The following is a 22844-nucleotide window of genomic DNA, read 5'->3' on the forward strand; positions in this document are numbered from 1 at the left end:
TTATTGTAACATAAAATAAAATCATTGCGTATAGTAAATCATTAAAATTTGATGGAAGGATATAAAAAGATAAACGAATGTGAAAATTACGTATTGGTAGTAGTCAGTTGATACTGTTTTATATACGCAGTATTCTTTTTTGCTTTGCCATATGTATAGATAAGACAAACAATCGCACCTAGTGTATTTGTAAGTAAATCTAGCATTGTATCGTATAGAGCAGTTCGTCCTTGAAGTAAAGTTGCACCAGAGCGATAGCGTTGTAAGTTCATATCTAGCAGTCCATCCCAACTAAATTCCCAAAACTCCCAGATGATTCCACAAAATGCAGCAAAACAAAATCCAAACAAGATAACTAAAGAAACCGATATTTCCTTTTTCTTACTAAGTTGCATCGCAAGTATATAGCCAACCATACTTAATAAGGTTGGACTTAAGAAATGTAGTAGTTTATCCCACCATACAAATAGATTCACAAAATGTAAACAGGTTCCCATAAATATAGAGATACTAAGGAAAAACCAGTAATAGTTTTTTACAATTCTTGGAAGTTGGATTTTAAATAGCTTCGTGATAAGCATTGGAACAAAGATTAGAAATATACCTGATATACACTGAAGGATAACCATTATATTTGCACTGTTTGGTTTTTGTATATACCAAAAAATATCAACAGCTAAAATACAAGAAGCAAAGATTAGTAATATAGTAGGTAGGTTTTCGTTTTTGTTTATGATATGATTCTTTTTCATGTAACGTATTATAAACGACTTAGTGGTAAAGAAACAGTTAAACACACAAAAAAACAAATTTTTCATTCGTTCATTCATAAATTGAAAAAGCGTGATAAAATTGGTATCATAAGTAAAGTTAAAGACAAGAAGCAGTAGAAAGGGTGTAAATAATGGCTGATAAAGCAAGTAAAACATACGACGGAAGTAGTATTCAAATATTGGAAGGTTTGGATGCAGTACGGAAACGTCCAGGGATGTATATTGGATCGACCGATGCAAGGGGACTTCATCACTTAGTATGGGAAATCTTCGATAATGCAATTGATGAAGCAATTAACGGATATGGAAATCTCATTAACATAACCATCTATAAAGATGGTTCTATTTGTGTTGAAGACTTCGGTCGTGGTATGCCAGTAGATAAACATGCCTCTGGAAAATCCGCATTAGAAGTAATATTTACCATTTTACATGCTGGAGGGAAATTCTCTGAAGAAGGTGGATATAAAACCTCTGGTGGACTGCATGGAGTAGGTGCGAGTGTTGTAAATGCATTGAGTCGCTGGGTTCGTGTAGAAGTATGTGTAGGCGGTAAACGTTATGAAATGAATTTCAGTGATGGAGGAAGTAAAGTCACGAAATTAAAACAAATCGGAACAACAAAGCAAACGGGAAGTAAAGTAACATTCTTACCAGATGATACGATTTTCTCAACTGTTGATTTCTCATTTTCACAAATTTGTGAGCGTGCTAGAGAAAGTGCATTCTTACTAAAAGGAATTACGATTAACATTGAAGATGAGCGTAAGGACAAAAAAGAAACATATCATTTTGAAAAAGGATTGGAAGACTTCATGAATTATCTACATGAAGATAAACAAGTATTCCATAAACCAGTATCTTTTGCTGGTGCTTCTAGCAATGGAATTACTGTAGATTGTTCATTCCAATATATAGATGAGTATCAAGAAAATATTTTTAGTTTTGTTAACTTAGTGCGAACAAAAGATGGTGGTACACACGAAGTTGGTGCACGTTCTGCATTTACAAAAGTATTTAATGATTACGCAAGACGTAATGGATTATTAAAAGAAAAAGACAAAAACTTTGATGGAAGTGATGTTCGCGAAGGACTAACAATTATTCTATCTGTAGGAATTCCAGAGAATTTACTTCAATTTGAAGGACAAACCAAAGGAAAACTAGGAACACCAGAAGCGCGTGGTGTAGTTGATGCTATTGTAAGTGAGAAGTTGACATTCTTCTTAGAAGAAAACAAAGAACTAGCAATCTCTTTAGTAAAGAAAATGCAACGTGCTGCTCAAGCTCGCGAAGCTGCTAGAAAAGCAAGAAACGAAGCACGTAATGGAAAGAATAAAGGAAAAACGGAAAAGATTCTTTCTGGAAAACTTGCCAATGCACAAAGTAAAGATTCTCGTAAAAAAGAATTATATCTAGTCGAAGGGGACAGTGCCGGAGGAAGTGCAAAACAAGGACGTGATAGTAAATATCAAGCGATTTTGCCACTTAGAGGAAAAGTACTGAACACAGAAAAAGCAAGTATTCAAAGTATTGAAAAAAATGAAGAGTTAAATACAATCATTCATGCAATAGGTGCTGGTGTTGGTGCTAACTTCACTGTAGGTGATTCAAACTACAATAAAGTTATTATTATGACCGATGCTGATACGGATGGTGCGCATATTCAAGTATTATTATTAACATTCTTCTATCGTTACATGCGTGAATTAATCGAAGAAGGAATGGTGTATATTGCACTTCCACCACTATATAAACTAGAACGTGGTAAGGAACAAGTATACATTTGGGATGAAAAAGAATTAAGTGAGAAAGCAAGCCAATATAAAGGGTATGCACTTCAACGTTATAAAGGACTTGGGGAAATGAATGCGGATCAACTTTGGGATACGACGATGAACCCGGAAACACGTACATTAATACAAGTAAGTATTGATGATGCGATGGTTGCGGAAAGAAGAGTTAGTATTTTAATGGGAGATAAAGCAGAACCAAGACGTGATTGGATAGAAGAGAATGTCTCTTTTACCATGGAAGATGATTTTGAAAGAGAGGTACAAGATGAGTCGAGACTCTAAACAAAAAGAAACACTCGAAAATAAAAGTGGAATAATTGTTGCACCTTTAGAAGAAATCTTTGGGGACCGTTTTGGTCGTTATTCGAAATATATTATTCAAGAGCGTGCTTTACCAGATGCTCGTGATGGATTAAAACCGGTACAACGCCGGATTTTATTCTGTATGAATGAAGAAGGAAACACTCATAAAAATAAATATCGTAAATCAGCAAAATCAGTTGGTTTGATTATGGGGAACTATCATCCACATGGGGATAGTAGTATTTATGATGCGATGGTACGTATGTCACAAGATTGGAAGACACGTGTACCATTGATTGATATGCAAGGGAATAATGGTTCGATTGATGATGATCCAGCTGCCGCAATGCGTTATACAGAGGCTAGGCTATCAAAAATTGCACAAATGATGCTTGAAGATATCGATAAAGATACCGTGGAGTTTGCACCTAACTTTGATGATACAGAAAAGGAACCAACGGTATTACCTGCACGTTATCCAAACTTGCTTGTAAATGGAATTAGTGGGATTGCTGCAGGTTATGCAACCAATATTCCAACGCACAATCTGGGTGAAGTTATCGATGCAACAATTTATCGTATTCAAAATGGACATTGTACACTTGATGAATTAATGGAATACATTCAAGGTCCAGATTTTCCAACCGGTGCGATTGTTCAAGGGTTGCAAGGAATTAAAGATGCCTTTTCTAGTGGGAAAGGTCGTGTCATGGTTCGTGCAAAAGCAGATATTGAACCAACTAAGACCATTCAAAAAATAGTTATTACAGAAATTCCATATGATGTAATTAAGTGTAACTTAGTTCGTAAAATGGATGAAATACGTATCAATAAAGACATTGATGGAATCATTGATGTTCGTGATGAATCTGACCGTAATGGATTACGTATTGTGGTTGATGTAAAAAAAGATGCAGATGCAAATCTTATCTTAAATTACTTCTATAAACATACAGATCTACAAGTGTCATTCAACTACAACATGGTAGCAATCGTAAATAAACGTCCTGTACAACTTGGTTTAGCACAAGCACTTGATGCATTTATTGCACATCGTGATGAAGTAATTATGCGTCGCTCAAAATATGACTTAGAGAAAAAAGAAGCTAGATGTCATATTTTAGAAGGTCTAATTAAAGCTATTTCTGTACTTGATGAAGTAATTGCAATTATCCGTAGTTCAAAAGATAAAGCTGATGCAAAACGCGGCTTAATTGAAGCATTCCAATTTAGTGAAGCACAAGCAGAAGCTATCGTAACTTTACGTTTGTATCGTTTATCAAATACGGATGTTACACAATTACGTGAAGAATTCGCACAATTATTAAATGAAATGGAAGAACTTCGTGACATTATTGATAATCCACGTAGCTTACGTCGTTTAATGATTAAAGAATTAAAGGAAGTAAAAAAAGAGTTTGCTACTCCACGTAAGAGTAAAATTGAAAATGAAATTGAAGAAATCAAGATTGATAAAGTACAAATGATTAGCAATGATCGTTATGTAATTACAGTGTCAAAAGATGGATATGCAAAACGTGTAAGTTTACGTTCTTATGGAGCAAGTGAAAATATCTTCACAGGTTGTAAAGAAGGTGACCATATTATTGGCTATCACGAATGTAATAACCTTGATACATTAATTTTCTTCACAAATAAAGGAACGTATGGATATTTACCAGTGTATGAACTTGAAGAACATAAGTGGAAAGATATCGGTACACATTTAAATACTAAGATTAAGATGAAGGGTGATGAAAAGCTAGTAAATGCATACATTCTTCCTAACTTTAAGCAAGATGGATACTTTGTTTTCACAAGTAAACATGGAATGATGAAGAAAACGGCTATCACTGACTTTGAAGTAAGTAGAAACAATAAGACGATGTCATGTATGAATCTTCATAAAGAAGATGAGCTTGTTAGCGGAGTACTTGCATATGCAGATGATGAAGTGTATGTAGCAACTTACAATGGATATGGAGCACACTATAAATTAGATCAAGTTCCAGCAAGTGCACCAAAATCAAAAGGTGTAAAAGCGATGAATCTAAATGATGATTTAATTGTAGGTGGTCAAATTGCCAATATGCATTCTAAATACTTACTTCTAGTAACGACTGCAGGAGCAACAAAACGTATTAAATTAGATGAAATTTCACTTATGAATCGTCCAGTAAAAGGATTGTTATTACACAAACAAGTGAAAAGTAATCCAAACTATATACGCTACATGCGCATTTTAGATGCAAGTGAGTCATTAACGTTTGTTGATGATGAAGTACAACACATCGAAAGTACAGAAATTAGTATTATGAATCGTGAATCAAGTTTCTCAAATTCAATCAAATTACAACCACATTTCTACTTAATGAAAGGTTTGTATGAAGTGCAAGATCACCCATACAGTGGAGTAAGCGAAGATAAAGAGTTTGAAGAACTTACATTGAAGGTATAATCATGGAACTAAAACAACTAATTGAAGCAAATAATTATGCATACAAGCAAGAGATTTATTCTCTTGCTTATGATTTATTACATGGAGAACACAGAAAACAAGATCAACCGTATATCGTATATGCGTATGGTTTGCACTTTGAACATTTAGAAGATAAGAAACAAGCGGGTTTTTGTTTTCTAGCACTACGCAATAGTGCATATTTTTATGATGATGAAGTATTGACAGACCACGCAGTAGAACATTCTGCGTTTGTTGAACGCAATAAGAAAAGTTTGTTTAAAAAACTGGTCATGGTGAATGTCGTAATGAGTATTGTATTGTTTGTAGTAATGCTATTTTTACTTAAATTACCAATTCTTTATGTATTGGGTTTAATTGCGATTATGGTTCTTATCAATCTTGGTTTACAAGGTCGCAGAACAATGAGAGAGTATCCACAAAACATGCAAAATGTTCTTGAAAGTGAAGTTCGTGATGAACGTTTGCTTGAAGTTGTGGCAGATTTAAAGTCTTATGACAAGTAAATGTAAAGTTTCTTACCGTTTTGCAACGCGTGAGGATATAAGTAAAGTTCTATACTTTATTCGTGAACTTGCTATATATGAAAAAATGCTTGATGAAGTAGTTACAACTGAGAATGAACTGGAATACTGGTTGTTTGAAAAAAAGACAGCAGAAGTCATCTTTGCGGTTGTAGACAATAAAGAAGTTGGATTTGCCTTGTTTTTTCATAATTTTTCAACATTTGTTGGAAAAGCAGGATTGTACTTAGAAGATCTGTTTGTCCTTGAAGCATATCGTGGACAGGGAATTGGTAAGTATCTATTTCAACAACTTGCGACGATTGCCTTAGATAGAGGATGTGGACGCATGGAATGGTGCTGTTTGGATTGGAATCAGCCAAGTATTGATTTCTACCTTTCCTTAGGGGCTAAAGCAATGGATTCTTGGAGTACATATCGACTGACGACAACGAAATTACAACAATTAGCGAAATAGTCATAGCTCAACAAAAGAGGGATGTATGAAGACATTTGATAAAACAGTATTTAAAAGTGTATGTCATAGTGGGTCTTATAATGAAATCAGTACATATTTACAAGATGTAAGTGATGCTGATGATATAAAGAAACAATATGATGATATCTTTCAAAAACAGCAGTATGTATGGCAACACGATGATGTAGAAATCAACATGTTTTTACATAGCTATGAAACATACTTATGGCATGCATTTACACATCAAGAAGGCATCGAACAAAGAAAAGCTTTTCTATTTGATAAGTTACAGTCACAATTTCCAAATGTTTCTACTTGGGAACAACTAGAAGAACAGGTTGTTCAGTTTTTTGAAGATAAAGGCTATTATGCACTTTTTGGAGTAACCCCACCATTTCCTGATTTGTATGCATGGAAAACACAAAGAAAACGTACAGAAAATGTTTCATTGCCTTATGGAAATGTACAAATGCAAGTATATGAAATGGATGATGTACTTAGTCATGGTTGGTATCACTATCTAGCATTAAAACATGGCGGTGCCGCAGGTTGGGTTAGTGATGATGGTGCATACTACTTTAAAGATATGTATGATATCGAATCTGAAGAGTTTCAAGTTAGTTTATTGAAGCATGAAGGACAACACTTCTATGATTTGCAAATGTATCCAAATATGAAAAGTACAGATTTGGAATATCGTGCAAAACTAGTAGAACTTATTTATGGTACAGATGAAACACGTTTATTAATCTTCGTAAACCAACAAAGTAGTGATCCAAATCATCCGCATGGGTATGCAAATAAAGTACTAATCGATGCACTAATAAATAAATTCTTCGCAAAGGGTGCAGTGATAGATGAAACATCATGGAAGTTAATTTATGATGATGTTAGATATTATGCTCGTCAGTTACTAGATGAACATTCAAATGCTTTAGTGCATCATGATCTATCAACCTCACTTATTTAAGTTGTATACAATATAGAATTTAAACAAATGGTGGTTTACCCATCGTTTTCTTTTTTACATTTTTCATTTATATGAATTGATATTATATAGTTATTAATTCATAATGATATAGAAAGATATACTACTTTATGGTATACTATCTATATGGAAATACTATCAGTAAATAATCCGCGCGTGAAGCAGTGGAAGAAATATGAAAAAAAGAAATATCGCAATCAAGATCAACGCTTTTTAGTTGAAGAAGCACATTTGATTGAGGAGGCATTGCAAGCAAATGTATTAGAAACATTACTTGTTTTGCAGGGAAAAGAAGTGACATGTAATCAAGGAGTAGAGTGTATTGAAGTAAGTCAACAAGTCCTTGATAAGCTGTCTACTCATGTTTCAAGTGTATCTATGATTGGGATATGTAAGCAACTTACACATAAAGCGCAGTCCTTAGATCGCATTGTTTATTTGGACAATATACAAGATCCAGGAAATGTTGGAACAATCATTCGTACTGCGTATGCACTAGGATATGATGCGATTTATATGAGTGATACAAGTGTGGATCTCTACAATGAAAAAGTGATACGGGCAACCCAAGGGGCGCTCTTTCATATGCCGATTATAAGAGGCAATTTACTTGAGATGATGTCAATACACCAAGAACATGGTGTGCATGTGTATGCAACCGCATTGGACAAACAGGCAAAAATGTTATCAAGTATTGCAGTGTCGACACCATTTGCATTAGTCTTTGGAAATGAAGGAAGTGGGGTTTGTCCAGAAATTCTGGCACAAGCAAATACAAAAGTGATGATTGAAATGAAACAATTTGAATCATTGAATGTTGCAGTTGCAGCTGGTATTTGCATGTACGAATTTAGTCACTAAAGCAGGGAATAGGAAAGGGAACTATGTTTACACAAGAACACTTTAGCGACGTAAAAAGGGCAATGAAGACAATGAATTACTTAATTGATCATGCAGATGAAACAACCATTTCATCTGTTGGCGACGATGGATATCCTACCATTAAGACGATGCGTCCAGCACGTTGTCATGATTGTATTCAAACATTTTATTTTGCGACAACTAGAAATGCACTTCGTACATTGAATTACTTGAATAATCCAAAAGCGGCGATTCATTTTTATGATGCTAACTTTGTACGCACCTTGATGTTACAAGGGTCTATGCGTGTATTGGGACATGAAGAATCCATTCAATATTATGAAAGCCAAGATGATGAATATTTCAAACTTGGTATTAATGATCCTTCCTTTTGTATTTTGGAATTTCGAGCAGAGCGAGGACGTTTCTATAGCAACTTACATATCTATGAATTTATTGTTCATGAGTTTTTACAAACGTATTATGATTTGATGACTTAGAAGACTAGGTCATCTTTTTTTGTATCCTTGATTAAGTGTATGCTTTGTATTATAATAACGTGGTAAAACGTTGATTAGGACTAGTACTGTTGTACGCTTTCTTAATAGGGAATAGTTGCCTTGACTGTAAGCAACTTAAGAAAGTAAATAGGAATTCACCTAGGAGTGAGATTAATACTCTCCCGTTACCACGGTTATTGGTTAATTAAGTGTGTCGCAAGATGAAATAGGATGGTACCGCGCAATAGCGTTCCTATATCAACTTGTTTTTTTTATGCAGAAAGGAAAGAATCATGGAAAAATTAGAAACGTTACGCCAAGAAGGTATAGCGAAAATTGAAGCTTGTACATCAACAAAAGAACTTCAAGATGTACGTGTATTGTATCTAGGAAAAAAAGGTCCAATACAAGAAGTAATGAAAATGATGAAGGATTTAAGTCCTGAGGAAAAACCAAAGTTTGGACAACAAGTAAATGAAATCAAACAGTTATTGGCATCAAAAATTGAAGAGAAAAAAGTAATTCTTGAAGAAAAAGAGGTTAACGAAAAACTGATCAATGAAAAAATTGATATTACATTAAGTGGATTGAAACCAAATCTAGGAAATTTACATCCATTAATTATGGTCCAACAAGAATTAGAGGACTTATTTATTGGATTAGGATATGAAATTGCTGAAGGTCCAGAAGTAGAACTTGATCTATATAACTTTGAACGTGCCAACATTCCAAAAGGACACCCTGCACGTGATATGCAAGATACATTCTATATTGATGCAGATCGTTTATTACGTACACACACAACAGCTGTACAAATGCGTGTTTTAGAAGAGAAAGCACCAAGTTTACCAATTAAAGTTGTTTGTCCAGGAAAAGTGTATCGTCGTGATGATGACGATGCTACGCATTCTCACCAATTTACACAACTTGAAGGATTGGTAGTTGGTGAAAAGATTCGTTTATCGGATTTAAAAGGAACACTTGAACTTGTTGCTAAAAAGATGTTTGGTGATGATAAAAAGATTCGTTTCCGTCCATCATATTTCCAATTCACAGAACCAAGTGTAGAAGTCGATGTAAGTTGTCATATCTGTGGTGGTAAAGGATGTCCAACATGTAAAGGAACCGGATGGATTGAAATACTTGGAGCAGGTATGGTACATCCAAATGTATTATCTATGGCTGGATATGATCCAAAAACAGCAAGTGGATTTGCCTTTGGAATTGGAATGGAACGTGTTGCATTACTGAAATATGGAATTGATGACATCCGTCATTTATATGCAAACGATGTTCGTTTCTTAAAAACGTTCAGTCGTTTTGAGTAGGAGGATTCATGTTAATAAGTAGAAAATGGTTAAGCCAATATATGGATATTCAAGCATATACCATTGAAGAGTTGGCTGATAAAATTACTGCTGCAGGTCTTGAAGTCGAAGGAATTGAAGTCCTTGCAAGTGGAACAAATTTAGTAATAGGGGAAGTTATTGAATGTAATCCTCATCCAGATAGTGATCATTTATCTGTTACAAAAGTCGATGTAAAGGATGAAGTGTTACAAATTGTTTGTGGAGCACCAAACGTTCGCAAAGGTTTAAAAGTAATCGTTGCTAAAGTAGGGGCAAAACTTCCAGAAATCGAAATCAAAAAAGGAAATATCCGTGGTGTCGAAAGTAATGGTATGCTTTGCAGTTTACTTGAACTTGGAATAGATGCAAAAAGTTTAACGGAACAACAAAAAGCTGGAATTGAAGAATTAGATAGCGATGCTATTGTTGGTGAAACAGATGTGCTTGCTTATTTAGGTCTTGATGATGAAGTATTAGATATTGGACTTACACCTAATCGTAATGATTGTTTAGCAGCATTTTCAATGGCAAAAGAAGCAGGAGCAATCCTAGATACTCCAGTTATGTTGCCTTCTTATGAAGGAGCAGCAAATGGTGGAGATGCATCACAACTTGTAGTTAAAAGTGAAACAGAAAAATGTCCACTATATTCAGGAAAGATTATCAATTCACTAACAATTAAAGAAAGTCCAAAATGGATGCAAGAACTACTACATTCAAGTGGAATTAAATCGATTAATAATGTAGTTGATATTTCAAACTTAGTTATGCTAGAAACAGGACAACCACTACATTTCTTTGACTTATCAAAACTAGAAAAACAAGAAATTATCGTTAAAGATGGATTGCATGAAACATATACTGCTCTTGATGGAATTACATACCAATTAGAACCAGAGGATATTGTGATTACGATTAATGATAAGCCAGTAGCAATTGGTGGAGTCATGGGTGGTGATGATTCAAAAATTGATGATGATACAACTGCAATTTTAATCGAGACAGCAAGTTTTGATCATGTAAGTATTCGAAATACAGCACGTCGTTTAAATCTAAATACAGATGCAAGTATTCGTTACCAAAAAGGTATTGAACCATTAGCTCCTTATAAAGCAATGGATCGTGCAGTTCAACTACTTGTTGAATACGCAGATGCAAAAGGTATTGAAGAAACAAAATATTCTGCAGATGTAGCTTATGAAGATACGGCATTTGATGTAAATTTACAAGCAATCAATGAATTGTTAGGATTAGAAATCAGCGAAGAAAAAGCTATGGAAGTACTTACACGCTTAGATTTTGCACCAACAAAAACTGGGGATATGATTCACGTTGTCATTCCAAGTTACCGTACAGATATTAAAATTGAAGCAGATATTGCTGAAGAACTCGTACGTTTAATTGGTTTTGATGATTTACCATCAACTCTTCCATTAATGCCTGAAACAGAAGGGAAGTTAAATAAACGCCAACAACTTCGTCGTTTATTACGCAATACATTATGTGCACAAGGACTACAAGAAGTCGTTACTTATACATTAATTAGTGATGATATGAATCGTGATGCAATTATGCCACAAGCTACAAATGTTGCAGTTGCTTCACCAATGAGTGAAGATCGTAAAACTATTCGTGGTAGTATTTTACCAAGCATGTTAAACTGTATTGCTTATAATAAAGCGCGTAGTGTAAAAAATGTAGCATTCTTCGAAATCTCTGAAGTATATTCAAATGAAGATAGTGAAGAGCGTCTAGCACTTGCAATTCAAGGAGATCTTCAACAAAATCGTCATTTACATTATGAAATCAAACCTGATTTCTATACAATGAAGGGTTTAATTGAAGCACTACTAGATAAACTTGGCTATAATGCAAGTCGTGTTATGATTAAAGAAAATGATGTAGATACAACACATTTCCATCCATACCAAAGTGCTGCTGTATACATTGGTCGTGACTTATTAGGTATTATTGGAGTCATTCATCCAACTATGGCAAAAGCATATGGTGTAGATACAACCGTAATGGCAGAATTAAAACTTGAAGTGATTCTAAAAAATAAAACAAGTAAAGTTAAATTCGAAGCGATTTCGAAATATCCAAATGTAGTTCGTGACTTAGCATTTGTAGTTGATGTAGAAACACCTGCTGGAGAAATTATCAAAGCAATTAAAACCACAGGTAAAAATGTAATCCAAGATGTTGAAGTGTTTGATGACTATCGTGGAGAACATGTGGAAGCTGGAAAGAAATCATTAGCGATTTCGATTACCTTCCAAGCAAAAGACCACACGTTAACCGATGAGGAGATTACAAACTTGTATAATCAAGCAAGAGATGTAGTAAAACAAAAATTTAACGCAGAGTTAAGAGGATAAAATATAAGTTACAGGAAATGTCTTAATACTTCCTGTAGCTTTTTATATAAACAAAACATAGGAGGACTAAAAACATGAAATTTGCATATATTATTATGGGACCTTTTCAAAGTGATGTGGATCATGCAACTATTCACAATGAAAAGGCCAGAATTATTGGTGTGAGTACTGTAGAAGAAGGATGTGCAGTTGCTAAGCGTCTACAAAAAGAAGGAATTAGTTGTATTGAACTATGCGGTGCATTTACACAAAAAGGTGCTAGACAAGTTATAGAAGCAACAAATGGCGAAATAGCTATTGGCTATGTAATACATGATGAAGATCAAAATGAAGTATACGATAAAGTTTTTTCACGCTAAATATTCCTAGTATCTTCACTCATTGGGTGATATAATTAGAAAAATTATTTTGGGGGATACATTATGAAATACGCAAAACGAATGAATCATATAAAGGCATCAGAAATACGTGAAATATTGAAAATAACTGAGAATCCAGAGGTTATTTCGTTTGCGGGGGGACTTCCAGCACCTGAGTTATTTCCAATTGAAGAAATTAAACGAATTAATGAAATTGTTTTAGAAGAAGATGGACAAAAGGCACTGCAATATACAACAACTGAAGGATATCAACCACTACGAGCTTGGATAGCAAACCGTATGAAAAAACGTTTACAAACTAGTTTTGATGCAGATAAAATACTGATTACACACGGTTCGCAACAAGCACTTGATCTAAGTGGTAAAGTATTCTTAGATGAAGGTGATTATGTAGTTTGTGAGAGTCCTACTTATTTAGCTGCAATTAGTGCATTTAAGATGTATGGTGCAAAGTTCATAGAGATTGACTGTGATGATACAGGAATGGATATGGATGCCTTAGAAGAGCAGTTAAAACAAAACCAAAAGATTAAGTATATATATGTCATCCCAGATTTTCAAAATCCGACAGGAAGAACTTGGAGTCTAGAAAAACGTAAACGAATTGCCCAACTATCTAATATGTATGATGTTCCAATTATCGAAGATAATCCATATGGTGAGTTACGATTTGAAGGTGAATATTTGCCTTCAATTGCATCATTTGATAAAAAGGGAACATGTATTGTAACTGGAACATTTTCAAAAACATACTGTCCAGGATATCGTATTGGATGGGTTGCAGCAAATAGTGATTTAATTAAACAATATGTTCTTGTTAAACAGGGTTCGGATTTACAGTGTAATACGATGTCCCAATTAGCGATTGCAAAGTTTGTTGAATTATATGATCTTGATGCGCATATTCAAACCATCACTAAAGTATATAAAAGACGACGTGATTTAGCGGTTCAAACAATGCATCAAGCATTTCCAAAGAATGTACATTTTACAGAACCTGAAGGTGGATTGTTTGCATGGGTAGAGTTACCAGAACATATTAATGCACGTGATGTGTTAGATACTTGTTTAGCATCAAATATTGCATTTGTACCTGGTGGCTCATTCTTTCCAAACGGTGGACATGAAAATACGTTTCGAATCAATTTCTCAAATATGAGTGAAGACCGTATAGTAGAAGGTCTTACAAAACTAGGAGATATTCTTAATCAATTTGTATAACAAAACATAATAAAAGGTTTTCTAAACACGCATTGCGTAATGGAAAACCTTTTTAATATATGTACTTCTTAGCAATGAAATCACGAAGGAAATAAGTGCTTGCAAGTTAAGATTATATGATTTCTTCCTGAATATCAAGGAGCTACTGATCTTGATTTACATGAACTTGAAGAATATTTAACATATAAAGGCTACTCATGTAAAACAAGTGCAAACAACTAAGTATTGTAAGCTGACTAAGTAAATCGATTATATAAAGTTACAGAATACTCTGTGACTTTTATATTTTATTGACGGCTAATGATTGTTAGCCTATAATGGATGTAGCTAATGATAATTAGCTTGGAGGATGTATGAATACAAAAGATCGAATTGTTGAATGTGCATTACAACTATTTTCTAAAAGAGGATATAGTGCTGTAAGTGTTGAAGAAATTGCAAAAAATGTGGGTATTAAAGCTCCATCACTTTATAAACATTTCAAAGGAAAACAAGCAATACTTGATGCGATTGTTGATGAAATGAATTGTCGTTACATAAAAACTATGCATAAACTAAATATCAGTGGAAGTGATGCTTTAATGGATGTTTCAAAATTATCTATCATTTCCAATGAACAACTTACAAATATCGGGAAATACCTCTTTTCGTTCTTTATACATGATGAGTGGATACAACAGTATCGAAAGTTACTTGTTTTGGAACAGTTTCATAATAGAGATATTGCACAGCATTATACGAATCAGTATTTCAAGGATCCACTTAATTATTTGGAGTCATTATTTTCATCAATGATGGATAACAATCAAATGCATGTATATAATGCAAAAATTATTGCTATGCATTTTTATGCACCTATAAAACAGTTAATTGATCTATGCGATTCAGATGCTCAATTTGAAAATGAAGCGCTTGTATTACTAGAACAACACTTACAACAGTTCAATGCGTTATATAGAGTAGAGGAGCATCAATTATGAAACGTAGAAGAATTCAATATTTTGGGCTTATGGGTATTGTGAGTTTTATAGCGTATGTTATGACAATTACATGTTCAACTTTTGCTTATCCTAATTATAATTGGATGTCACAAGCAGTAAGCGATTTATTTGCATTAGATTCTCCTGCTCTTGGTTTGTGGAATCAACTAACCATTGTATATATGGCAAGTGGAATTGTTAGTATCACACTTGTTTATGTGTATATAGAAAATAAGTTAAATCAATGGATTCAATTAGGTATCGGATTATTCACTTTAATGAATTGGATTTCTTGTATAGGCTATCAATTATTTCCATTATCACAAAAAGGATATGCAGGTACATTTACGGACTTCATGCATACATATGTAGTTACACTACTTGTTGTTTTATTGTCTATTACGTCGTTGATATGTATTATCATAGGTGGATATAAAGATAAAACCTATATCAATTTATCTAGATGGGCTGCTACTTCGCTACTATTTATGACGTTTGGAGCAATCGGAGTAGGTATTGTCCCTTCAGAATTCTTTGGAATTCCTGAACGGTTCAGCGTTTTATCAGCGACTTTTTTTAATGCTGTACTTGGATATTATTTATATAGAGGGTTTCAATTTCCAACTAAAAAGCAACGGGTATTATAACTCGTTGCTTTTGTTTTTCATTAGTTTTTGTAGCAATGCTTCACAACCAATAACGACATCTACGTAGGTTGTCTCATAATCACCAGTATACCAGGGATCAGCAATACCTCGTTTTAATGACGTTAAATCTAATAGTTTGAAAACACGATCATCTTTAAGATTTAACATCCGTTTTGTGTTATTCACATTTGCATCATCCATACATATAAAATAATCATATGCTTGTGCATCTGAAGCTATGAGACGGGTTGCTTGATGTCTAGTGTATGGTATATCTTTTGCATTTAAAATGCGTTTGGTCCCAGGGTGCATATCATTTCCAATTTCCTCATTGCTAGTAGCTCTTGAAACAATTGTATAACCTTCAAGGTTTGCTTTTTTCACCATGTCTTTAAATACATATTCAGCCATTGGTGAACGACAAATATTGCCATGACATACAAAACAAATTCTTTTTTTATCCATTATGAACTCCTTTTTATCATTCATATTTTAACACGAAATTCATCAAGTAATCGCTTACTATCTATACAATTTCGCATTTGCTATAATAGAGATATAAAAGCCTATGTAATTTTGTCACTAAAGGGTGTGACAAACATGATTTTCGTTTTATTGATAGATGGATAAGCCTCTTTTACAATGAAAGTGTCAAAGGAAGTCTTAGACAGAAAAGAGGAGATTTAAATGAAAGAAGGTATTCAAAAGTTTGGTCGATTCCTGAGTGGAATGGTAATGCCAAACATCGCAGCATTTATTGCTTGGGGTTTAATCACTGCTTTATTTATTGAAACTGGTTGGTTACCAAATGCGAAGTTTGCAGCTTTAGTTGGTCCGATGCTGACATACTTGCTTCCAATTCTAATTGGTTATACAGGTGGTCATATGATCTACAAACAGCGTGGTGGTGTTGTAGCAGCTATTGCATCACTTGGTGTTATTGGTGGTGGACTTAACTTATTAGGGGAAGGTCAAAACGTAACGATGTTCTTAGGTGTTATGATTATTGCACCAATTGCTGGTTACTTGACTAAGAAAATGGATGCAATGCTAGATGGACATGTCAAAGGTGGTTTTGAGATGTTGGTAAACAACTTCTCAGCTGGTATTCTTGGATTTATTCTAGCATTAATTGGAATGGTTGTAATTGGTCCAGTAAGTTTAGCAATCAATGATTTTCTAGGAGCAGCAGTTGATGTATTGGTAGAAAATAATATGTTACCGTTAACATCAATCTTCGTTGAACCTGCAAAAGTTTTATTCTTAAACAATGCAATTAATCATGGTATTTTCACCCCAATGGGAGCAGAACAAGTACTAGAAACAGGAAAATCAATTTTCTATTTAATTGAAGCAAACCCTGGTCCAGGTCTTGGATTATTGCTTGTATATTCTATCTTTGGAAAAGGTATGGCAAAAGCAAGTGCACCAGGAGCGGCAATCATCCACTTCTTTGGTGGAATTCACGAAATTTACTTTCCATACGTTATGATGAATCCATTGTTAATTGTTGCAATGATGGCAGGAGGAGCTAGTGGAGTATTCATTAATGTGATTTTCAACAGTGGATTAACTGGTCCAGCAAGCCCAGGAAGTATTATTGCAATAATGGGTATGGCTGAAAAAGGTAGCTTCTTAGGTGTTGCATTAAGTGTTGTTGTAAGTTGCGTAGTTACATTTGTGGTAGGAGCATTTATCTTAAAACTAACTAATGGAAAAGATGTTGACTTAGAAGATGCACAAGCACAAGTGAATGACCGTAAAGCTGAATCAAAAGGGATTCAACAAGCATCAACGACAATTACAAAAGTTGTATTTGCATGTGATGCAGGAATGGGATCTAGTGCAATGGGAGCAACCACACTAACAAAGAAACTAAAAGATGCAGGAATGGATTTAAAAGTAGAACATTACGCGATTGAAGAAATTCCTAAAGATGCACAAATCATTGTGACACATCAAAGTTTAGCAGATAGAGTACGTTCAACTGTACCAAGTGCGACAGTAATGGAAATCACCAACTTTATGGGTGGAGAAGAATACGATCGCATTGTTGAAGAAATAGCAAAACGATAACATAAGAAGGGAGAAGGCACATGATTGTATCACCAAGATTAAGCAAAATTCTACAGTTGTGTTTGGAACAAGATACTGATGAATTTATGAGCATGGATGAGCTTTCTTCCTTACTTAAAATAAGTAAACGAACTTTATTTCGCGAGATTCAAGATATTGCATATGTCCTAGAACCATTTCAATTACAAATGATTTCAAAAACTGGTTTGGGACTACAAATTGTAGGTGAAAAAGAAAACAAAGAACAATTATATCAACAACTACAAAGCCAAAAACATAGTTATCTAATTAAAGAAGATCGAAGAAAGCTTTTAATACTTGAAATCTTACGCGCAAATGAAGTTCAAAAATTATACTATTATGCAGATGTATTCCAAGTTTCTCAAGCAACCATTCGTAATGATTTAGATTGTATCGAATCATGGTTTGAAAACTTTAACTTACAAATCCATCGTACACCTGGATTAGGTATTGAACTTGTAGGTGATGAGTTGAATTATCGTAAAGCGCTCACGGCTATTTTAAACGAATCACTTGCAAGTAAACATGATACACAAGTAGATATGTACAATTCGCAAAGTCTACTAAATGAGGTGTTTACTCAAGATGAAGGTATTTTTGGATTACTAAATCAAGAGATTCTTACGAAAGTCTTAGCAATATTTGAAACACACGGAGAACAACTTGGTTTAATTCAATACGCACAAAGTTCGTATATTGGTTTGATGATACATTTAGTTGTTGCTATTGATCGTATTCAAAAGCATGAAGAAATTAAAGAGAACACATATGTAGTTGAAATGATGGTGCATGATCCATCATATCAACAAGCAAAGAAATTTAAGCAAATTATAGATGAAACCTTTGCGATTCAAATGCCTGAAGCAGAAGTTGCTTTTATTGCAATGCATATGAAAGCTGCAAAACTAACAAAGAGACAGGTCAGCGAACCAAATGAATTATTATCTTATTACAGTGAAGAAGAATTATTAACACTTATTGATCAGATGATTATGCATTTGCCAAAACCATATGATGTATTGCTTAAAGATGATGATGAATTGCTTACAGGCTTAATTGCGCATTTACGTCCAACACTTATTCGATTAAAACATCAAATGTCGATTTATAATCCATTACTTGATGACGTAAAAAAACAATATGCAACCATCTATGAATATGCAAGAAAAGCAGGAAGGGTTCTTGAAAAAAAATATGAATATACACTTCCTGAAGATGAAATTGCATACATTGCAATGCATATAGGTGCTGCAATTGAAAGAAGTAAACGTGCGAAGCCAATGTTTAAAGAGATTCATGTTGGAATTGTATGTGCATCAGGAATCGGTGTTTCTGCTTTATTACAAGCAAAACTAGCAAAAATTGTAGATAGTCATGTACATTTAGAAACATTAAGTATGGATCAAGTACATGCTCAGGATTACACATGTGAGTTGTTACTGACAACTATGGCGTTACCTGATACGACAAAGGCAATACTAATTAATCCATTATTGCCACCTGAAGATGAAATCAAAGTAAAAGATGCAATCAGCAAAACGAGAATGACGACACGTTATAAAAGTCAAACAAGAAAAGAAGGTAGTCCAATTGATAAACTAGCAAATACGGTACTTGATGTTCTAGAAAGTTTTAGTATTGAAGTTGTAGATTATCGCTCAAGCAAACAAGATGTAATGCATGTATGTGCAACGCTTGTAAGTGATGATGTAAGTAAGCAACAAGAAGTCATAAAGCAACTACAAAAACGTGAAGAAATGAATACGACGGTATTCTCAGATTTAGGACTTGCATTATTTCATGGACAAGGAAGTTATGTTGATCGCGGATTGGTGAAGTTGATTCGCCCCAATCATGAAGCATTTATTCATGAAGAACTGAGTAATATTTACTTTGTATTAGTTATGTATCTACCTGAAAACAGCAGTAAAGAACAAATGAAAATGTTAAGCATGCTATCACGAAAATTGATGGAAGATGATTTGTTCTATCAAGCATGTATGGGTGAATCGTATGCAAATGTATATCAAAAACTGGAAATGATTTTAAAAGAATACGTATTTGAAGTCATAAGTGAAAGTAGGAAATAATAATGATGGATTTGAATATATTTGTTGTGTGCGATGCAGGGATGGGTAGTAGTGCACTTGGAGCATCACTCATTCAAAAGAAATTAAAGGAACAAAATATTAATTTGCGAATACAAAATTGCAGTATTGCAGAAGTACCAAATGATGCACATATACTTATTACGCATCGTATGTTCTACAATCAATTGCAAGAAACATACACAAATGCAAAGGTGATTACGTTTATCTCATTCACCGAAAAGCAAACCTATGAACGGATTGTTCGAGAAATTATGGAGGAATTGAAAAGACATATGATATTACATAAAGACTGTATTGAAATAAATTGTAAAAAAGTGGATCGTAAACAAGCGATTGATGATATTGGACAAACTTTGCTTGAAGCAGGTTTTATTGAAGCAGAATATATTGAAGGAATGCATAAAAGAGATGAATCATTAACGACGTTTATTGGAAATGATATTGCAATTCCACATGGGGAATATGAAGTGAAGCCTTTTGTAAAGCAAACGGGACTTGCGGTTAAAATTTATCCAGAACCAATTGATTGGAATGGAAACCCAGTACGTGTTGTTATTGGAATTGCAGCCAAAGATAGTGACCATATTGAAATATTAAGTAACATTGCAATGAAATTAGGAGATATGCGTGAAGTTGAAGAATTGGTAAATTCTTGTGATATTGAGTATATTCATTCCACGCTAACAAAAGCATGATTTATACATTGACATGTAATCCAGCTATCGATAAAACTGCAAGCTTACAAAGTTTGCAAGTTGGAGCATTAAATCGTTTAGAAAATGTTGTAATCTCAGCAGCTGGAAAAGGTATTAATGTAAGTAAAACCTTACATACCCTCCAACAAGAAAGTGTTGTATTTGCATATTTAGCTGGAAACACTGGACAGTATATAGAACAATCGTTGCTTGAGATGCAACTAGAAACAAAGGCTGTTTGGGTAGAGGGTAGTACACGTACAAATCTTAAGGTGATGGATGCAAATACACACCTAACAGAGTTAAATGAGCGTGGACCACATATTGATAGTGAAAAGCAATTAGAGATGCAAGCATTATTAGATGCAAATATTCAGTGTTCTGATTTACTAGTCCTTGCTGGTAGTTTATCAACAGGTATGGATAGTGATTATTATGCAAAACTAATTTCACATTTTGCCAAGAAAGGTGTAAAAGTGATTCTTGATGCAGATGGAAATTCCTTTAAACATGCCATTAAGGAAGTTCCATTTCTAATCAAACCGAATGCATTTGAACTTTGCCAGTACATGAATGTAAAGGAAACAAATGATCCAATTACACTTGCAAAAATGGCAAAAGAATTAATGGCTACTGGAATTGCTATGGTAGTAATTTCAATGGGAAAAGATGGTGCATTGTTTATGTATGAAGATCAAGTGATTTATGCAAAAGGACTACAGGTTGATGTGAAATCTACAGTAGGTGCAGGAGATGCAATGGTTGCAGCACTTGCATATGCAATTGAAAATAAACTTTCTTTAGAGCAAGTAGCTATACAAGCAATGGCAATTAGTGCAGGGGCATGTACAACAAGTGGTACAGAACCGGCAAGTAAAGAAATGATAGATACATTAGTACAACAAGTCGTACTAGAAAAGATAGAGGTATAAAATGAAAACCAGAGCAGTTAGACTGTATGGAGTAGATGATCTTCGTTTAGAAGAATTCGAACTTCCAGAAATTAAAGATGATGAAATACTCGTACGAGTAGTAAGTGATAGTATTTGTATGTCAACATACAAAACAGTAAAACAAGGAAAAAACCACAAACGTGTTCCAGATGATGTAGATAAAAATCCAATCATTATTGGACATGAATTTGCTGGAGATATTGTAAAAGTTGGAAAGAAGTGGCAAGACCAATTTAAAGCAGGTCAACGCTTTGCTCAACAACCAGCACTAAACTATAAAGGTAGTTTAGCTTCACCTGGGTACTCATATCCATATTTTGGTGGAGATTGTACGTACTGTATTATTCCACCTGAAGTAATGGAACTAGGATGTTTGATGGTGTATGAGGGAGATAGCTATTATAGTGCAAGTCTAGGTGAACCGATGTCTTGTATCATTGGTGGATATCGAGCGAATTATCATACAAACAAACAAAACTATGTACATGACATGGGAATTAAAGAAGGTGGAAATCTATTAATCATGGGTGGAACGGGTCCAATGGGACTTGGAGCGATTGATTATGCAGCTGCTGGTGATAAGAAACCAAAACGAGTTGTAGTGACGGATTTGAGTGAACAAAGAATCGAACGGGCTAGACGCGTATTATCAGAAGCAAGTATGAAGGAAAAAGGAATTGAATTGATTTATTTCAATCCAAATAATTTTGAAGATGATACACAAGCATTACTCGATATCAGTGAAGGTAAAGGATATGATGATATCTTTGTATATGTTCCTGTTGAAAGTCTTGCGCAACAAGCAAGTAAACTATTAGCTTTTGATGGATGTATGAATATCTTTGCCGGTCCAACTGACAAGAACTTCTCTGCAATGGTGAATTTATATGATGTACACTACACAAGTACACACATCATGGGAACTACCGGAGGAACAAATGATGATTTACTTGAAGCACTTCGTTTATCTGAACAAGGTAAGATCAATCCATCTTTAATGGTTACACATATTGGTGGTTTGGATAGTGTGGTTGATACAACCATTAACTTACCAGATATCCCAGGAGGGAAGAAGTTAATTTATACACAAATTGATCTTCCATTAACTGCGATTGATGATTTTGAATCACTAGCAAAAGAGGATCCATTATTTGCGAAATTACATGAAAGCTGTGAGGCACATAATGGATTGTGGAATGTACAAGCCGAACAAATTTTACTTAATCATTTTAACGTCAACCAACTGTAATACAGTTGGTTTTCTTAACGTAATAAGTCAGTCACTTTCGTTGACTATTAATACAAAAGGAAATAAGATAACTATGTTAATATAAGTAATATATAACAGATAG

Annotated in this window: 20 protein-coding genes and 1 other annotated feature; of the genes, 18 read left to right on the forward strand and 2 right to left on the reverse strand. The window is 34.2% G+C overall.

Annotated features, from left to right (window positions below; genetic code table 11):
* Positions 1 to 86: 86 nt before the first annotated feature.
* The gene (locus EDD63_RS11800; RefSeq protein ID WP_481748723.1) at positions 87 to 929 is read right to left on the reverse strand and encodes a DUF2238 domain-containing protein; all 843 of its coding nucleotides are present in this window, start codon (positions 927 to 929) and stop codon (positions 87 to 89) included.
* Between EDD63_RS11800 and parE the strand changes: the two genes are divergently transcribed.
* The 13 genes from parE to EDD63_RS04400 all read left to right on the forward strand — a co-directional run bounded on the left by parE (position 905) and on the right by EDD63_RS04400 (position 15636).
* On the forward strand, positions 905 to 2851 hold the full coding sequence (gene parE / locus EDD63_RS04340; protein WP_134168847.1) for a DNA topoisomerase IV subunit B: 1947 nt from the start codon (positions 905 to 907) through the stop codon (positions 2849 to 2851). The two genes, EDD63_RS11800 and parE, sit on opposite strands and share 25 nt — an antisense overlap.
* A complete protein-coding gene (gene parC / locus EDD63_RS04345; protein WP_134168849.1) occupies positions 2835 to 5330 on the forward strand; it encodes a DNA topoisomerase IV subunit A in 2496 nt (831 codons plus the stop codon). Before parE ends, parC begins: the two co-directional genes overlap by 17 nt.
* Positions 5331 to 5332: 2 nt before the next feature.
* The gene (locus EDD63_RS04350; protein WP_134168851.1) at positions 5333 to 5857 is read left to right on the forward strand and encodes a hypothetical protein; all 525 of its coding nucleotides are present in this window, start codon (positions 5333 to 5335) and stop codon (positions 5855 to 5857) included.
* Positions 5847 to 6332: a GNAT family N-acetyltransferase gene (locus EDD63_RS04355; RefSeq protein WP_134168853.1), complete on the forward strand. Its 486-nt coding sequence runs from the start codon at positions 5847 to 5849 to the stop codon at positions 6330 to 6332. Before EDD63_RS04350 ends, EDD63_RS04355 begins: the two co-directional genes overlap by 11 nt.
* 25 nt (positions 6333 to 6357) lie before the next feature.
* Positions 6358 to 7302 (forward strand): hypothetical protein, encoded by a 945-nt coding sequence (locus EDD63_RS04360; RefSeq protein WP_134168854.1) that lies wholly within the window; start codon positions 6358 to 6360, stop codon positions 7300 to 7302.
* A 144-nt stretch (positions 7303 to 7446) separates the two neighbouring features.
* Entirely contained in the window at positions 7447 to 8181 is a 735-nt protein-coding gene (locus tag EDD63_RS04365) for a TrmH family RNA methyltransferase (RefSeq protein ID WP_134168856.1), read from the forward strand.
* A gap of 23 nt (positions 8182 to 8204) precedes the next feature.
* On the forward strand, positions 8205 to 8681 hold the full coding sequence (locus EDD63_RS04370; protein ID WP_134168858.1) for a pyridoxamine 5'-phosphate oxidase family protein: 477 nt from the start codon (positions 8205 to 8207) through the stop codon (positions 8679 to 8681).
* Between the two features lie 61 nt (positions 8682 to 8742).
* Positions 8743 to 8939: a binding site (T-box leader), on the forward strand.
* Positions 8940 to 8974: 35 nt separating this feature from the next.
* Positions 8975 to 10009: a phenylalanine--tRNA ligase subunit alpha gene (gene pheS / locus EDD63_RS04375; RefSeq protein ID WP_134168860.1), complete on the forward strand. Its 1035-nt coding sequence runs from the start codon at positions 8975 to 8977 to the stop codon at positions 10007 to 10009.
* Positions 10010 to 10017: 8 nt separating this feature from the next.
* A complete protein-coding gene (gene pheT / locus EDD63_RS04380; protein ID WP_134168862.1) occupies positions 10018 to 12408 on the forward strand; it encodes a phenylalanine--tRNA ligase subunit beta in 2391 nt (796 codons plus the stop codon).
* A 74-nt stretch (positions 12409 to 12482) separates the two neighbouring features.
* On the forward strand, positions 12483 to 12767 hold the full coding sequence (locus EDD63_RS04385; RefSeq protein WP_134168864.1) for a DUF6506 family protein: 285 nt from the start codon (positions 12483 to 12485) through the stop codon (positions 12765 to 12767).
* 63 nt (positions 12768 to 12830) lie between these two features.
* Positions 12831 to 14009, forward strand: coding sequence for an aminotransferase-like domain-containing protein (locus EDD63_RS04390; protein ID WP_134168866.1), 1179 nt, complete (start codon positions 12831 to 12833; stop codon positions 14007 to 14009).
* A 353-nt stretch (positions 14010 to 14362) separates the two neighbouring features.
* Positions 14363 to 14989, forward strand: a complete 627-nt coding sequence (locus tag EDD63_RS04395) for a TetR/AcrR family transcriptional regulator (RefSeq protein ID WP_134168868.1) — start codon at positions 14363 to 14365, stop codon at positions 14987 to 14989.
* Positions 14986 to 15636 carry a DUF998 domain-containing protein gene (locus EDD63_RS04400; RefSeq protein WP_134168870.1) on the forward strand — a complete coding sequence of 217 codons (651 nt, stop codon included), beginning with the start codon at positions 14986 to 14988 and terminating at the stop codon, positions 15634 to 15636. The genes EDD63_RS04395 and EDD63_RS04400 overlap by 4 nt, the downstream gene beginning before the upstream one ends.
* Here the strand turns inward: EDD63_RS04400 and EDD63_RS04405 are convergent.
* On the reverse strand, positions 15631 to 16101 hold the full coding sequence (locus EDD63_RS04405; protein ID WP_134168872.1) for a low molecular weight protein-tyrosine-phosphatase: 471 nt from the start codon (positions 16099 to 16101) through the stop codon (positions 15631 to 15633). The genes EDD63_RS04400 and EDD63_RS04405 overlap by 6 nt on opposite strands.
* 222 nt (positions 16102 to 16323) lie before the next feature.
* Here EDD63_RS04405 and EDD63_RS04410 point away from each other — a divergent pair, with 222 nt between their 5' ends.
* From EDD63_RS04410 to EDD63_RS04430, 5 genes are read left to right on the forward strand one after another with little or no spacing between them, the layout of a single operon-like run.
* Complete coding sequence (locus EDD63_RS04410; RefSeq protein WP_134168874.1) at positions 16324 to 17712, forward strand: PTS mannitol transporter subunit IIBC; 1389 nt, start codon at positions 16324 to 16326, stop codon at positions 17710 to 17712.
* A gap of 20 nt (positions 17713 to 17732) precedes the next feature.
* Positions 17733 to 19823, forward strand: a complete 2091-nt coding sequence (locus tag EDD63_RS04415) for a BglG family transcription antiterminator (RefSeq protein WP_134168876.1) — start codon at positions 17733 to 17735, stop codon at positions 19821 to 19823.
* Positions 19824 to 19825: 2 nt separating this feature from the next.
* Positions 19826 to 20539 (forward strand): PTS sugar transporter subunit IIA, encoded by a 714-nt coding sequence (locus EDD63_RS04420; RefSeq protein ID WP_134168878.1) that lies wholly within the window; start codon positions 19826 to 19828, stop codon positions 20537 to 20539.
* Positions 20536 to 21471 carry a 1-phosphofructokinase gene (gene pfkB, locus EDD63_RS04425; RefSeq protein ID WP_134168880.1) on the forward strand — a complete coding sequence of 312 codons (936 nt, stop codon included), beginning with the start codon at positions 20536 to 20538 and terminating at the stop codon, positions 21469 to 21471. The genes EDD63_RS04420 and pfkB overlap by 4 nt, the downstream gene beginning before the upstream one ends.
* A gap of 1 nt (position 21472) precedes the next feature.
* Complete coding sequence (locus EDD63_RS04430; protein ID WP_134168882.1) at positions 21473 to 22741, forward strand: zinc-binding dehydrogenase; 1269 nt, start codon at positions 21473 to 21475, stop codon at positions 22739 to 22741.
* The last annotated feature ends 103 nt before the right edge of the window (positions 22742 to 22844 follow it).

This window comes from Breznakia blatticola, from assembly GCF_004365815.1.
Classification (GTDB): domain Bacteria; phylum Bacillota_I; class Bacilli_A; order Erysipelotrichales; family Erysipelotrichaceae; genus Breznakia; species Breznakia blatticola.